15 protein-coding genes are annotated in these 13,678 nt (G+C 71.2%); 3 read left to right on the top strand and 12 right to left on the bottom strand.

Annotation, left to right across the window (positions count from 1 at the left end):
* Positions 1-21: 21 nt before the first annotated feature.
* Complete coding sequence (locus tag ACIBG4_RS25445; RefSeq protein ID WP_397203926.1) at positions 22-435, bottom strand: winged helix-turn-helix transcriptional regulator; 414 nt, start codon at positions 433-435, stop codon at positions 22-24.
* A gap of 84 nt (positions 436-519) precedes the next feature.
* Between ACIBG4_RS25445 and ACIBG4_RS25440 the strand changes: the two genes are divergently transcribed.
* Complete coding sequence (locus tag ACIBG4_RS25440; protein WP_397203925.1) at positions 520-1,335, top strand: NAD(P)H-binding protein; 816 nt, start codon at positions 520-522, stop codon at positions 1,333-1,335.
* Positions 1,336-1,389: 54 nt separating this feature from the next.
* Here the strand turns inward: ACIBG4_RS25440 and ACIBG4_RS25435 are convergent, their stop codons facing one another.
* The 8 genes from ACIBG4_RS25435 to uppS all read right to left on the bottom strand — a co-directional run bounded on the left by ACIBG4_RS25435 (position 1,390) and on the right by uppS (position 8,994).
* On the bottom strand, positions 1,390-1,626 hold the full coding sequence (locus ACIBG4_RS25435; protein ID WP_310712468.1) for a hypothetical protein: 237 nt from the start codon (positions 1,624-1,626) through the stop codon (positions 1,390-1,392).
* A 162-nt stretch (positions 1,627-1,788) separates the two neighbouring features.
* Positions 1,789-3,525, bottom strand: coding sequence for a DUF6055 domain-containing protein (locus ACIBG4_RS25430; protein WP_397203924.1), 1,737 nt, complete (start codon positions 3,523-3,525; stop codon positions 1,789-1,791).
* Positions 3,515-4,375: a hypothetical protein gene (locus ACIBG4_RS25425; protein ID WP_397203923.1), complete on the bottom strand. Its 861-nt coding sequence runs from the start codon at positions 4,373-4,375 to the stop codon at positions 3,515-3,517. The genes ACIBG4_RS25430 and ACIBG4_RS25425 overlap by 11 nt, the downstream gene beginning before the upstream one ends.
* Positions 4,376-4,626: 251 nt before the next feature.
* Positions 4,627-5,499, bottom strand: coding sequence for a CU044_5270 family protein (locus ACIBG4_RS25420; protein ID WP_397203922.1), 873 nt, complete (start codon positions 5,497-5,499; stop codon positions 4,627-4,629).
* Entirely contained in the window at positions 5,492-6,043 is a 552-nt protein-coding gene (locus ACIBG4_RS25415) for an RNA polymerase sigma factor (protein ID WP_310713093.1), read from the bottom strand. Before ACIBG4_RS25415 ends, ACIBG4_RS25420 begins: the two co-directional genes overlap by 8 nt.
* A gap of 96 nt (positions 6,044-6,139) precedes the next feature.
* The gene (locus ACIBG4_RS25410) at positions 6,140-6,796 is read right to left on the bottom strand and encodes a maleylpyruvate isomerase N-terminal domain-containing protein (protein WP_397203921.1); all 657 of its coding nucleotides are present in this window, start codon (positions 6,794-6,796) and stop codon (positions 6,140-6,142) included.
* Between the two features lie 45 nt (positions 6,797-6,841).
* The gene (locus tag ACIBG4_RS25405; protein WP_397203920.1) at positions 6,842-8,260 is read right to left on the bottom strand and encodes an oxygenase MpaB family protein; all 1,419 of its coding nucleotides are present in this window, start codon (positions 8,258-8,260) and stop codon (positions 6,842-6,844) included.
* Positions 8,257-8,994 (bottom strand): polyprenyl diphosphate synthase, encoded by a 738-nt coding sequence (gene uppS / locus ACIBG4_RS25400; RefSeq protein WP_397203919.1) that lies wholly within the window; start codon positions 8,992-8,994, stop codon positions 8,257-8,259. Before uppS ends, ACIBG4_RS25405 begins: the two co-directional genes overlap by 4 nt.
* Positions 8,995-9,354: 360 nt before the next feature.
* Here uppS and ACIBG4_RS25395 point away from each other — a divergent pair, with 360 nt between their 5' ends.
* The gene (locus ACIBG4_RS25395) at positions 9,355-10,881 is read left to right on the top strand and encodes a hypothetical protein (protein ID WP_397203918.1); all 1,527 of its coding nucleotides are present in this window, start codon (positions 9,355-9,357) and stop codon (positions 10,879-10,881) included.
* Between the two features lie 57 nt (positions 10,882-10,938).
* Here ACIBG4_RS25395 and ACIBG4_RS25390 read toward each other — a convergent pair whose 3' ends face one another.
* The 3 genes from ACIBG4_RS25390 to ACIBG4_RS25380 all read right to left on the bottom strand — a co-directional run bounded on the left by ACIBG4_RS25390 (position 10,939) and on the right by ACIBG4_RS25380 (position 12,022).
* Positions 10,939-11,088: a hypothetical protein gene (locus tag ACIBG4_RS25390; protein WP_397203917.1), complete on the bottom strand. Its 150-nt coding sequence runs from the start codon at positions 11,086-11,088 to the stop codon at positions 10,939-10,941.
* Between the two features lie 172 nt (positions 11,089-11,260).
* Positions 11,261-11,746, bottom strand: coding sequence for a MarR family transcriptional regulator (locus ACIBG4_RS25385; protein WP_355449220.1), 486 nt, complete (start codon positions 11,744-11,746; stop codon positions 11,261-11,263).
* A 36-nt stretch (positions 11,747-11,782) separates the two neighbouring features.
* On the bottom strand, positions 11,783-12,022 hold the full coding sequence (locus ACIBG4_RS25380; RefSeq protein WP_397203916.1) for a hypothetical protein: 240 nt from the start codon (positions 12,020-12,022) through the stop codon (positions 11,783-11,785).
* Between the two features lie 263 nt (positions 12,023-12,285).
* Between ACIBG4_RS25380 and ACIBG4_RS25375 the strand changes: the two genes are divergently transcribed.
* Positions 12,286-13,644, top strand: a complete 1,359-nt coding sequence (locus ACIBG4_RS25375; protein ID WP_397203915.1) for a discoidin domain-containing protein — start codon at positions 12,286-12,288, stop codon at positions 13,642-13,644.
* Positions 13,645-13,678: the final 34 nt, after the last annotated feature.

The raw sequence follows: 13,678 nt of genomic DNA, 5'->3' as shown, positions 1-13,678 counted from the left end.
GAGCACCTGGCCGGCGCGCAGTCAGCGCACGCCGGAGCCGGGGTTCAGCTCGTCCCAGTCGCGGCGGGCCAGCGCGACGGCGTCGCGGTGCTCCGCCGACCAGTCGGCCAGGGTCTTGACCAGGTGCGTCAGGCTGTGGCCCATCGGCGTCAGGGCGTACTCGACCTGCGGCGGGATGGTCGGATGGACGGTGCGCGTGATCATTCCGTCGCGCTCCAGCCGCCGTACGGTGAGCGTCAGCATGCGCTGCGAGATGCCCGGGACCGCGCGCTGGAGCTGCCGGAAGCGGCGCATTCCCTGCGCCAGCTCGACGACGACCAGCACCGACCACTTGTCGCCGATCCGGTCGAGAACCTCGCGTATGCCGCAGTCCTCGCCCTCTCCCCCGCACGTGACCACGGGCTGGGTGGTTACCGCCGTGTGCCCCACTGACATCGAAGTGCCTCCTTCCGCCGCGCGGCACGGACCCGCAGCATGGTCGTGGTTACCAAGAAGAACCTACCGCCAGGGAGATCTCCGATGATTCTGGTCACCGGCGCCACCGGCGCCCTGGGCGCGCTGGTCGCCGAAAGGCTGTCCGGCCGGGACGACGTGGTCCTGGGCACCCGCGCGCCCGAGCGTGTCCCGGGGACGTCGCCCGTCCGCCGGATCGACTTCGATGCCCCGGACACGCTCACCGAGGGGTTCGCGGGCGTCGACGTGCTGCTGCTGATCTCCGCGGGCTACGGCGAGGACGACACCGTCATCGCCCGCCACGAGGCCGCCATCGCCGCGGCGGAGAAGGCCGGCGTCGGCCACGTCGTCTACACCAGCCTCACCGCGGACGGCGACCACCTGCCGTACGCGCTGCCGCACCGCTGGACCGAGCGCCGGCTGCGCGACAGCGCGCTGACCTGGACGATCCTGCGCAACGGCCTCTACGCGGAGCTGCTGGCCCTGCTCACGGCGCCGTCGCCGGACGGCAGGGTCACCGCGCCGCTGGGCGACGGGCGGGCGGCCGTCGTGGCCCGCGCCGACCTCGCCGACGCCGCCGCGCTCGTCGTCACCGACGCACCCGCCCACGCGGGCCGCGTCCACGAGCTCGTCGGCGAGCACGCCGTCGGCGGGGCCGACCTGGCCCGGGCGTACGGCGCGCACGTCCGTTACGAGCCCGGGACCCTGGCCGAGGCCCGCGCGGGCATCACCGCCCTCGGCGCCGAGGCGTTCCAGGTGCCGATGCTGGTCGGCACCTACTCCGCCATCGCCGCGGGCTTCCTCGGCCGTACGGGCGGCGAGCTGCGCGCGCTGCTCGGACGGGCGCCCCGACCGGCGATCGAGGCCATCACCTCGCCCTGAGAACTCGCCCTGAGAACTCGCCCTGAGAACTGAGAAGAGGCCGGCGATGGCCGGTCAGCCGGCCAGCCGCCGGCGCAGGTGCTCCTTGCCCTGCTCGGCGCCTTTGTGGCTCTCGGCCTGGGCTCTGCGGAAGAAGTCCGCCAGCTCGGAGTCCCCGGCCCGTTCGGCGTCGGCGATGTAGCTCTCCAGCCGCAGCGCGTTGCTGAGGCACTTCTCGACGAACCAGATCAGGTTGTAGTCCTTGTCCTTGGTACCGGTGACCTCACCGGTCTCCTGACGCGACGGATCCATGGGCACCTCCGGTCGAGACACGGACACGCACCCCGTAGGGGCGGCATTCGGTCCTGTACCCGAGCCGCGCCGGATATATCTCCAGGTGGCGAGGGGTGCGGCGCGTGACCGGGTCGCGGACGGACGCCCGTCCGCGACCCGGCCGCGCGGTGGAGGGTCAGGTCAGTCCGGCGCTCCCCCGCCGAAGGCGAGGTCGCTGTCGCTGAAGATCGGGTGGGCCGGGTTCACGTCGGCCTCGCCGGCGCCTCCGTCGCAGCGGCGGTCGGGATTGAACATCAGGTACGTCCCCGAGCCGCAGGCCGTGGCGGGCTCGGCGTCGCCGCCGATGACCACGCTGCCGCTGAGGTTCGCCCCTCCTTGGACCAGGGCGCTGTTCTTCACCACGGCGTTGCCGGTGACGGTGGCGCCGCTGTTGACCCAGGCCAGGTCCTCGACGCGGGCGTTGCCGCTGACGGTGCTGTTGCCGTAGACGGCGGCCCGGGGCCCGACGTAGGCGGTGGCGGCCACGTTGGCCCGGTTGTCCACCCAGCCGCCGCCGTTGGAGTGCCAGTGGCCGTTGCCCGGCGCGGCCGGACGCACGTGGCCCGGCTCGTACCCCCATGGCATGGCGCCCTGGAGGCGGAACTGGTACGGGTAGCGGTAGTTGCGCGGGTAGCCGTCGAGGAAGGCGTACTTGTGCACGGCCGCCGGGGCGCCGACGACCACGAGGTAGACGTCCTTCTCGCCCGGCTGGGTCTGGAAGGTCACCTCGCCGTTGGGTGAGCTGGTGACGGGGCCGTAACGGGGGACGCCGTTCTTGACCGCGACGAACCCGTACGACCAGCCCGACTGCGCCGCGCTGTTGACGTGGCCCCTGAAACGCATCCGGATGAGGGCGCCGTCACTGCTCGGGACGAGGCGGATCTTGTTGTAGCCGTAGTCGGACGGGGCGAGGGCGTCAGAGATGCGAAAGTGGCCGGCGGCGGCGTTGACGGGCTCCACCGCCACCCCGTTGTAGGCCGTGACGAACGGGTACAGGCTGGTGATGAACGGCATGACGTCGGCCCGGTTGGAGTAGTCCCAGGTGACGTTGTGCTGGGCGTACTCGCCGACGCGCCGGTTCAGCTCGGCCTGGTCGATGCCCGAGATGCGGCGGTAGACCTCCAGCGGGTGCTCGGTGTCGCGGGCCTCGTTCCAGATGCGGTTGAACATGGCCAGGCCGTCGCGGTCCTTGATGTACTGCAGGAGCATCCAGGCCCCGTAGTGGTGCCGGCTGCTGCTGTAGGCGAGGTTCTCGGTGCGGATGAACCTCGTCAGGTCGCCCGCGGCGGTCTTGGGGTAGACCTGCATGGCCATGAACTCGGCACTGGCCTCCCAGAACGTCCCGGCGCTCGGGTGGACCAGCCCGTAGCCGGGCCTGCCGAGGAACGTGTAGTTCTGGAAGACGTGGCCGAGCTCGTGGGCCAGGCCCCAGGATCCGGGCTGCGCGGCGGCGGGGGCGATGTTGATGACACCGACCTTGCCGTCGGTGGAGCCGCCCGTGGCCCACGCGTCGAGCGGCGCGTTCGACCACGTCGTGGTGACAATGACAATGATCTTGTACTGGGCCAGCAGGCCGGTCTCGGGCGTGAACTTCATGGTGTTCACGTAGAAGGAGTAGAGGCTCTCCAGCTGGGACAGCATGTTGTCGGGGTCGAACCGGTACGGCGAGGGGGCCGTCCTGGGGTCGGTGCCCGACCGGTCGCCCCACAGCAGGATGAAGTTCGCCGACTCCTTGGTACGGGAGCTGACCCACGGCACCTCTCCGGTGCCGGCCCAGCGCGACGGGATGTACACGGTCTTGGCGGCCGCGTCGGCGGCGGCGGGGGCCACGAGGAGCGCGAGGAGAAGGCAGAGGACTGCCGTGACTCTAGTAGCCATAGCGACTCTTCAGGTGCCGCCACCAGTCGCGCAGCATCCACGCGTCGAACTCGGTGATCGAGGTGGCGCTGCCGGCCTTCATGATGAAGCCGCCGACTCCGGTGGGGGTCCAGTCGTAGAAGTCGTCCAGGCCGAACGAGTGCCCCATCTCGTGCAGCAGGATGTGGATGTTGTCGGCGTTGAGGTTGCTCATGAAGTACTCGCTGCCGATGCGCTGACCCCAGTCGCCGCCCGCGCCGCCGCCGAAACCGGCCGTGAGCCACAGCGACATGTCGTAGTGGTGCGACGCGCCGCCCGGGCAGTTGGGGTAACTGCCGCTCTGGTTGAAGAACCGGCCGCACGGCTCGGCGCACTGCGGCGCGTTCTCGCGGATGTTGTTGACGTAGACGTCCACCGAGTTGTCGCTCCACTGCAGCTGCGCCCGGTCGCGCACCGCCCAGCCGACGACCTTCACCGGCACCGTGCCGTACGGCCAGCCGTTGTGCCCGGCCATCACGTCCATCCACTTCTTGAACTGACGGGCCAGCGCGGCATGGATCTGGTCCCGCTGCGCGGCCGTCACCGTCGCCGTGGAGTCCCAGCGGACGCAGTAGTTGATGGAGCCCTTGTTGGCCATCACCTGGTCCCAGCCGTAGTTACGGAAGCCGTACAGGTTGGAGTAGGTGCTCTCGACGTGCTGCCAGACCTGGTTCAACGGCGTGACCAGGTTGGCCGGCGGGCTCCAGGTCGCCGGGGCGGCGGCGGTGGCGGCCGGGGTGACGTCGCTCGACGCCGCCTGGGCGGGTAACGAGGGGACGAGGAGCAGACTGAGGAGAAGGAGCGGGGCGATCGACGCCCACCGTCGTCTCACGTTCGGAACCTCCGGGTGCGGTGTGGTAGCGCTAACATTTTCGGGTCAGCGATATGTCACATTGCTCCGATCTGGGGCACAGTGTTGGCCCGGCCGCCCATCCCTGTCAAGGCTCGGCTCGTCGGCGGTCAAGGATCGCCGTCAACGAGCTGGAAGACTCGCCGGCGGCGTGAAAGTTGCAGAGCGGCCACCGGTGGTGGTCCCGGGCTGTCCGCCACTCCCAGGACCACCACGTCACCCTGTCCGTCAGCTCATTCGGCGGGAAGGTGGTCGGTCCATTCGGCGTCGATCGTCACCCCGCCGTCCTCGACGTAAGCCGCTCCTCCCGTGAGGGGGAACCAGAGGCGGGTGTTGCGGACCCGCGCGGTGTCGGGGTCCACGACCACGGTGTCCGCGCCCGGATGCGCCAGGGGAAGTCGCAGGCGTCGCCCGCCGTCGGCGTCGCCGAGGTCCACCACGCCCGGCCGCGAGGCGAGCGCCCGGTAGGCGGCGGCGCGGACCTGGGGCGACACCGGCGCCTCGCTGATCAGCGAGACCAGCGCCTCGACGGCGAAGCCGTCCTGCTCGGTGGCGGTCGCCGGTCCCCCGCTGGTGCGGAGGTCGCTCTCGGTGACGGCCGACCGTAGCCGGTCGTACAGGGCGTTCTCCTCGTCGGGCAGCCGCCGCAGCTCGTCGAAGGTCATGCGCAGCGGCCCCACCGCGAACGGCTGGGGCTCCCCGGGGAACTTGACGAGCTTGCCCTCGCCCTTCAGCCCCTTGCCCTTGAGCCAGAAACTGCCGTCTCGCCGGTACCAGTACTCCTGCACCGGATACTTCTCGTGGGTGACGGTGATGTGCCAGTACGTCCCGGAGCCCTCGGGGGTGCGTTCGGCCGAGACGGCGGCGACGAGCAAGACCTCCCGCCCGTTCTTCGACACCGGCCCGGGCTCGCCGGAACCGGCGGGCACGATCACGAACGCGGCCGCGGCGGCCGCGGCGGCCACCGGGACCAGGAGCCACCTCGCCCGTCTGTTGGGGGCGCTGCGGCGCATGCCGGCGCGGACCTCCTGGCGCCGCCGGGCGACCACCTCGGGAGAAGGGTCGGGCTTGGCGAGCAGTGTCCGGATCTCGCGAAGGTCATCCATGGTTGTCCTCCTTGGCCATCGCCTGGTGGATCTTCTTGCGGGCACGGTTGAGACGGGAACCCACGGTTCCGTAGGAGATGCCGAGGGCGTCGGCCACCTCCTGGTGCGTGAGCTCCGGCAGGTAGACCAGCGTCAGCACGTCGCGCTCGCCCCGGTTGAGCGCGGCCAGGGCCCTGGCCAGGCGAGGCCCCATGCGTTGTGCCGTGACGGAGTCGACCACGCGGCCCTCGTGACTGTCGGCGGGAGGCTCGGCGCTCGTCCGGGCCAGCGCCCGGTAGTGGCGAGCCTCCTTGCGGCGGTGGCGGGCGATCAGGTTCGTGGCGATGCCGAACAGCCACGGCCGCAGCCCTCCGCGGGCGGGGTCGAAGCGCCCACGGTCGCGGAAGGCCAGGCAGAACGTCTCGGCCGCGATGTCCTCCCCCGCCTGGACGTCCAGGCGGCCGGCGGCGTACAGGTACACCTCGCGGAAGTAACGGTCGTAGACGGCCGTGAACGCCTCCGCGTCCGACCGGAAGCGGGCGACGAGCTCTTCGTCATCGCCCACATGTTCTCGTGACTGGGTCGCCACACTCTCACCCTCCTGCGAACGGTTGTCACCCTCCCTTCGCCGCATCCCGCAGGAGCTTTCCCACCCGGCAGATCAGCCCAGGACGAGCGGGAGCCGCGCAGCCAGACCGCCCAGCACGGTGTCCTCCGCGCCGGTCGGCGAGCGCCGTCCGGTGCCGACCAGCAGCGCGTCCTTGTCGGAGAACGAGGCGGGAAACGGGGCTCCGGCGATCTCCTCCAGCGACGCGCGGGCCGCCGCGAGGGTCTCGGCGGGTGGCTCGGCGGCCGACGGCAGGTGCGCGATCAGGTCGAGGTGGTGCAAGGTCCATTCGAGGACGTACACGGACAGGTAGTCGCCGACCGTCAGCACCTCGTCGCGAGTGCTGACGCGGCCGCCGGGATCGGCGAGTTCGGCGGCGCGGCCCGCGGCGGAACCGACGTCGTCGAGGTGGAACTTGAGCAACCGCGGCTCACCGTAGGCGGCGGCCAGCCGGGGAATCAGCGCGTCGAGCGGGTCCTCGCCGGTCGGCGGCGTGTCGGCGACGTGCCAGTAGGTCACCGCATCGCGGGTCGGCTCCGTCGCGGCGGGCGTGACCAGGGTGATCAGGACGTCCTGGGCGTCGAGGACCAGGTGGCACACCAGGTCCCGCACGAGCCAGCCGGTGCAGCCGGACGGCCGCTCGAAGTCCTCGTCGGGGAGCTCGGCGATTGCCGCGCGCAATGCGGTCCAGGAGCGTGAGAAGAGATCCACCGGGGCACGGTAGTGCCGGGCCGGGACGGCGGACAAGCGCCGCGGTCAGGACAGGAGCGTGTCGTAGGCGGTCGAGTGCTGCTGCCCGGACATGAAGGACAGGAACTGCCTGACGAAAGCACTGCGGGAGTAACCGCCGGCGCCCCGGTCGGTCAGGTCCCGGCGGAAGGCCGAGCGGAACAACGTCTGGTACTCGTGGGCGTCGATAGTCTCGTCGTCGTTGACGTCGGTGACGTCGAACAGCAGGTCGGCGACCTTGACCAGGCCGGCGCTGGGCAGGATGGCGGCCGAGGCGGCGTATTCCTGGCGCGTGACGCGGCCGTCGCCGTCGGCGTCGAGGTTGGTCTGCAACTCCCGCCACCAGGCGGCGTAGGCGTCGTACAGCCGCTCCTCGTCCTTCTCGTCCAGGTCGAGCCGGGTGGCGATCTCTCTGGCCATGGCCGCCAGGTCGGGCCAGGTCAGGTGGCCGTCGCCGGTCTGGTCGAGGACCTCGGCGAAGAACCGGTCGGCCGAGCGGGTGACATGGCCGGCCTCGTCGGGAGCCGGGGTGATGAGACGGATCATGGCCGCGGCCTGGCCGGCCTTGCGGCGTACGCTCTCCCACGGTCCGGCGTCGCCGGCGTGGCCCGGGTCCAGCAGGCTCACGAACGAGCCGACCCGCGTCCAGCCGTCCGGCAGCAGGCGGGTGGCGCAGCCGATGGCGAGGTAGGCCCCGTGCATGAGGGTCCGCACCCCCGGCAGGTCGGGCAGGGCGAGGCGCCGGCAGAAGGACTCCGGCAGCGACGCGATGGTGATCGCGGCGGCCACCGGGCCCGCCACGGCCCGGCCCGCGGCCCACACCGCGGGATGATCGCGCAGCAGGGGCGGCGCGGGCACGTCGGCGAGGAGCCGGTAGAGGATGACGCGCACCGCCTCGGTGTTCTCCAGACGGCGGTCGATCATGTCGTCGAAGTAGGGCCAGAACTCCCGCAACGTCGCGGGGAGGTGGGCGCTGTCGCCCTCGATCACGGCCAGGACCATGCGGAACTCGCCGTAGAGCCGTTCCAGCGCGGGCCCGTCGAGCGACTCCCCGCTCAGCCGGTACATCGTCACCGCCGACTCGAACAGGGTCGCCACCACCCAGGCGCGGGCTTCGGCGTCCGTCGCGTCGTAGCGGCGGCCCTGCGGGTCGGTGCCCGAGATGCGGGCGTGCAGGCGGTTGAGGCGCGCCGCCTCCCGGGTGCGGACGCGCTGGTCCGGGTCGAGGATCCGCTGCGTGCTCACCAGCGTGTTGCGCAGCCGCCGCCACGGATGCGCCACGAACGTCGAGTTGCCGATCAGCGCCGCGCCGATCTGCGGGTGCGCGGCCTCCAGAACCGTGGCGCGGGTCACCGCGAGGCCCCACCGTGCCTCGTTGACGAGGCTGCGCAGCATCGAGTCCGGCCCGAAGACGTCGGCGGTCTCCTCGGCGGCGGTCTGGCTCATCGAAGTCCCTCTCCTGTGGTGGTGGTCGATCGGCGGACATCGCCGAACCGGCGCTGGCGCCGCCGGTAGAGGTCAATGCATTCCCAGAGGTGGGTCGCGCGGAAGTCCGGCCAGAGCACCTGCGGGAAGACCCATTCGGCGTAGGCCACCTGCCACAGCATGAAGTTGGAGATGCGCTGCTCTCCGGAGGTACGGATGACCAGGTCGACGTCCGGCGTGTCGGAGTAGGGCAGGTGCCGGGCGAAGGTGTCCTCGGTGACCTGCTCGGCGGACACGTCGGCGCGGATCAGCGAGCGGGCGGCCTCCACGATGTCGCGGCGTCCGCCGTGGTCGAAGGCGACCGTCAGCGTCATCCTCGTGTTGTCGCCGGTGAGCGTCGTCAGATCGGCGATGTCCTGGGCCAGGGGTGGCGGGATCCGCGGATCGGACATGCCCAGGAACCTGCACCGGACGCCTCGCGCGTGCAATGCCGGCGCGTGCTTGCGGATGGCCCGGCGCACCAGCCGCATCAGGAGCTCGACCTCGCCCGCCGGTCTCCGCCAGTTCTCCGTGGAGAAGGCGTACAGGCTCAGCCACCTGATGCCGGCCGACCGCGCCGCCTCGATGACGTCGATCACCGCGGCCTCCGCCGCCTCGTGGCCCGCGGTGCGCGGCAGCGACCGCTGCGCGGCCCACCGGCCGTTCCCGTCCATCACACACGCCACGTGACGTGGCAATCCGCCGATGATTTCCATAGCTCAACGTGACTCTATCATTACGGAACGTAGGACGAGTCTGGTCGGGCGCGCCTCGCTGTCTCCCCCGGCCTTCGCCCAGGCTCGGGGGCGCGCTGTTCACCCTGGTGACCGCGCCGCCGCAGGACCTCAGTGAGGACGCGGTCCGAAGCGTCGCCCATGCCGTCGTCCGGGACGCGCCGGGCGAGGCCCCTGGGTGGTGAGCCGATCCCCCTCAGTTTCCCCGCACCCTGGCTAAGCCCCTGCCGGCCGTTTACGATCATGTGGACCCCCGTCCACGGCGATCCTCTGGAGGCCACGGTGCCGGTCGGCGTTGCGCGTTCGAGAGCGTTCCCCGGCATCGGGTCAGGGACGCCGGCGGTGATCGCCCGCCTGCTCACCGCCGTCGCCCTGGTCCTGGGAAGCATCCCGGCACAGGCGTCGGCGGCGGCCGGCGGCGTGTGGCTCGGCCGCTACGAGGAGCTCGCGGCGCGAATCGGCGACAGCCTCCTCCAGGACGGCGACAGCGCCACCCTCGCCTGGGGCGAGAGCTACGTCATGCGCAGCCACCTCGACATCTACCGCAAGACCGGGGACGCCACCTGGCTGGACACCTTCGTCCGGCACGCCGACGCGGTGATCGGGCATGCCGACGACATCGACGGAGATGGATACCTCGGCTGGAGCACCAGCCGCTACTCGCCGGTCGAGTCGCTCAACCCCGGCTTCGAGACCGCCGCGAGCGGCGACGCCACGCTGCCCGCCGGCTGGACCCGCTTCCAGGACTCGGGCAGCCATGTCCACCGCACCACCGACGTGCCGTCCGGGACCGGGAGCCGGTCCGTGCGCGTGGTGTCCGACCTGACCAGGTGGAAGAAGCTCCACCAGCCCGTCAACGCCCGTTACGCCGGCGGGACCACGCACGTCCTGCGCGGCTGGGGCAAGCGGACGGGATCGGTGGCCGGCCGGATCGTGGTGCGGGACGGCTCCACCACGCTCTGCAGGCTGGAGTACACGACGAGCACGTGGACCTACAAGGAGACCGCCTGCGTCCTGCCCGCCGGCCGCTCGCCGGAGGTCTGGCTCGAACACGACACCTACAAGGTGAGCGGGTCGGCGTACTTCGACGACGTGAAGCTCAGCGGGCGCTTCCCCTACATCGTCCACGACGCCATGATCGGCATCCCCATCGCCGAGTTCGTCCGGCTCGTCGCGCAGGACGCCACGCTGTCCCGGTACGGCGCCAAGGCGGCGGCGTACCGCGCCTTCCTGGAGCACCACATCGTCCCCCGCTGGGAGTCCAGCACCTACCTCGGCGACACCTGGCGGCCCCTCGGCGCCGATGAAGGCGTCTACCTGCAGTCACCCAAGCTCGACACCCTCAGCCATACGAGGCCCAGCGACGAGCTGCCGTACAACATGGCGCTGGCCTTCGCCAACCTGCTCCTGGTCCTGCACAGCGTGAACGGCGACGCCGCCTACCTCGACCGGGCCACCCGCGTCGCCCGGTGGGCCAGGAACGACCTGACCACCTCGAGCGGCGCCTTCACCTGGAACTACGCCACCTACACCACGACCAAGGAGGACGTGTCCCACGCCAACGTCGACCTGTCGGCGTTCCTGGAGTTCCAGCGGCAGGGGTACGTCTTCACGGCGTCGGACATGGCCGCCTTCAAGAACACCTTCAAGACCAGGATGTGGAACGGCTCGACGACCGCCCCGGTGTTCAGCCTCCGGGTCGACGGCACCGGGAACGCCGACGGCGCAGACTCCTACCTGCACTCCTGGCTGGAGCTGACGGACTGGGATCCCCAGGTGAAGGAGCTCGTCGCGGCGAAGTACACCGGTTTCACCGCCACCAACGCCGGCCACCTGATCACGCTCGCCCGCCTCGCCGCCCGGGAGTGACACCGGCCGGGCAGGGCCCGCCCGGCGGCAGGAGCGCCGCCTCCACCGCCATGACCCTCAGCGGCTCGCGGACCGGATCCGGGCCGCCTCCGCCACCAGACCGTGGATCAGCATGTCGAGGGCCCGCTCGAAGTCCACCTCCGGGTCCCCTATCTGCCGGGTGCCGCCCAGCAGCCGGCCGAGGTGCGGCAGCGCCGCCGGATCCACCTCGCGGACGTACCCGCCGGCGCTCCGCTCCCCCGCAGGGGCGCCCGTTCCCGGTGGAGAGGATGTGCTGCTGGTGCGGCCCGACGGCTACGCCGCCTGGGCGGGCGAGCACGCCGGGCTCGCCGACGCTCGCCGCGCCGCACGTGGCCGGGGTGGCGTTGCCGGCCGGAGGTCAGGCCCAGGACTCCAGCAGGCCGCGCAGGATCCGGTCCAGCGCGGCGGCGTCCTGCGGCCCCAGGGCCGCGCCGAGATCGGCCAGGTTCGCCGCGTGCTCGGTGAGCGTCTCGTCGATCACCGACCGGCCCTTGTCGGTCAGGAGGATCCGAAAGCTGCGCCGATCAGCCGGGTCCAGCCTCCGCTCGACCAGCCCGGCCTGCTCCAGGCGGTCCAGCCGGTTCGTCATGCCGGCCCGCGACATCATCAGCACCGCCGACAGCTCCGACGGGATCATCGTGTACGGCGGCCCGGACCGGCGCAGTGCCGCCAGCACGTCGAACTCCCCTGGACGCAGGCCATGGCGGACGAAGACCTCCTCGACCGCCGCCTCGACCATGCGGGTCACCCGCCCCATGCGCGCGAAGACCCCCATCGGGGCAAGATCCAGATCGGGCCGCTCGCGCCGCCACTGGCCGAGAATCGCATCGACCGCGTCACCCATGTCCAGCACTATATTCGACCCAGGATAATCGCCGATCTAACTACCGCGCAGGCTGGTCCTGGAGTACCAGTGGTGCGCGAGCTCGTGCAGCACCACCTCGGGGCGCAGGAAGTCGTCCCCCATGGTGATCATCTGCTGGGTCTCCATGCCGGACCGGCCGGTGACCACCAGCCCCGCGCTGGGGAACGGATACGGCCCGGCCTTCCGCTCCATCCAGCGCAGCAGCTCCGGCAGCCGGCGCGCCTCCGGCAGGTCCCAGCGGTCCTCCCGGCGCACCCAGGAGGTGATCGGGATGCCACGAGCAAGGAGAGCCTCCGCATTCGCGACATCCCAGGGAGCTTCGCCGGCGCAGAAACTAGTTAGGAAACCTTCCTAACCAGTTGACATTTCTCCGTACTCGCTGAAAGCTGACCGGTGAGCGGCTTGGCGCGGCGTCCACGAGGGCGTGACGCGCTCAGTGACCTGCACCTGCTGACCCGGCCGCATGCCGCGCGGTGCGCTCCGAGCGCCGCGTCCCTCCTCGCTCCAGGAGACAGCGCATGTCCTCAGCGATCCGCCGATCCGTCCCCCGCCGCGCGCTCGCCGCCCTGGCGACCGCCACGACCCTGACCGTCGCCCTCTCCACGGGTGGCCTCGTGGCCGCCACCGACCGCGCCGAAGCGGCCGAGACACTCCTCTCCCAGGGCCGCCCGGCCACCTCCTCCTCCACGGAGAGCTCCGCCTACGGCGCGGGCAGGGCCGTCGACGGCGACCTCACCACCACCCGCTGGGCCTCCGCCGAGGGCGGTGACCCGCAGTGGCTCCGCGTCGACCTCGGCCAGGCGCGGCGGATCTCCCGCGTCGTCCTGCGCTGGGAGGCCGCGTACGGCAAGGACTACGAGATCCAGGTCTCCGACGACGCGTCGTCGTGGACCAGCGTGCGCTCCACCGTCTCGGGCGACGGCGGTGTGGACGATCTCACGGTGTCCGGCTCCGGGCGTTACGTCCGCGTGTACGGCACCAAGCGCGGCACCTCGTACGGCTACTCCCTCTGGGAGCTGCAGGTCTACGGCGACGACGGCGGCTCCCCCTCGCCGACCCCCACCGTCTCCCCCGGTGAGACGTTCACCGTCGCCGCGGCGGGCGACATCGCCCAGCAGTGCACCGCGAGCTCGTCCTCCTGCGCCCACCCGAAGACCGCCGCCCAGGTCGAGGCCATGAAGCCCGCCTTCGTCATCACCATGGGCGACAACCAGTACGACGACGCCCGGCTCTTCGACTTCACGAAGTACTACGACAAGACCTGGGGCAGGTTCAAGAGCATGACCCACCCGGCGGCCGGCAACCACGAGACCTACGACCCAGCGGGCGTCTACGCCGGGTACAAGGCGTACTTCGGCTCCCTGGCCACGCCGCAGGGCAGGACGTACTACAGCTTCGACCACGGCGACTGGCACTTCGTCGCCCTCGACTCCAACGCCTTCGACGACGCCACCCAGCTCTCCTGGCTCAAGGCCGACCTGGCGGCCACGACGAAGCGGTGCGTCGCCGCCTACTTCCACCATCCGCTGTTCAGCTCGGGCGAGCACGGCAACCAGCCCGCCGGCAGGGCCGCGTGGAGCGCGCTCTACGCGGCCAGAGCCGACCTGGTGCTGAACGGCCACGACCACCACTACGAGCGCTTCGCCCCGCAGAGCCCCGACGGCAAGGCCGACTCCCAGGGGCTGGTCGAGGTGATCGGCGGCATGGGCGGCGCGTCGCCGTACGACATCGAGAACGTCCAGCCCAACAGCCAGAAGCGGCTGAAGGACGTCTACGGCGTGCTCCGGCTGCGGCTGGCGCCGGGCTCGTTCTCCTGGGACCTGGTCGGCGTGGACGGCGCCGTCAAGGACACCAGCCCCGTCTACACCTGCCACTAGATGTACGTCTCCGCGAACGGGACCGCGGGCGGCC

Origin of the sequence: Nonomuraea sp. NPDC050383, from assembly GCF_044459125.1 — a bacterium.
Lineage (GTDB): Bacteria > Actinomycetota > Actinomycetes > Streptosporangiales > Streptosporangiaceae > Nonomuraea.
This window is presented reverse-complemented; position numbering and strand designations above follow the sequence as displayed.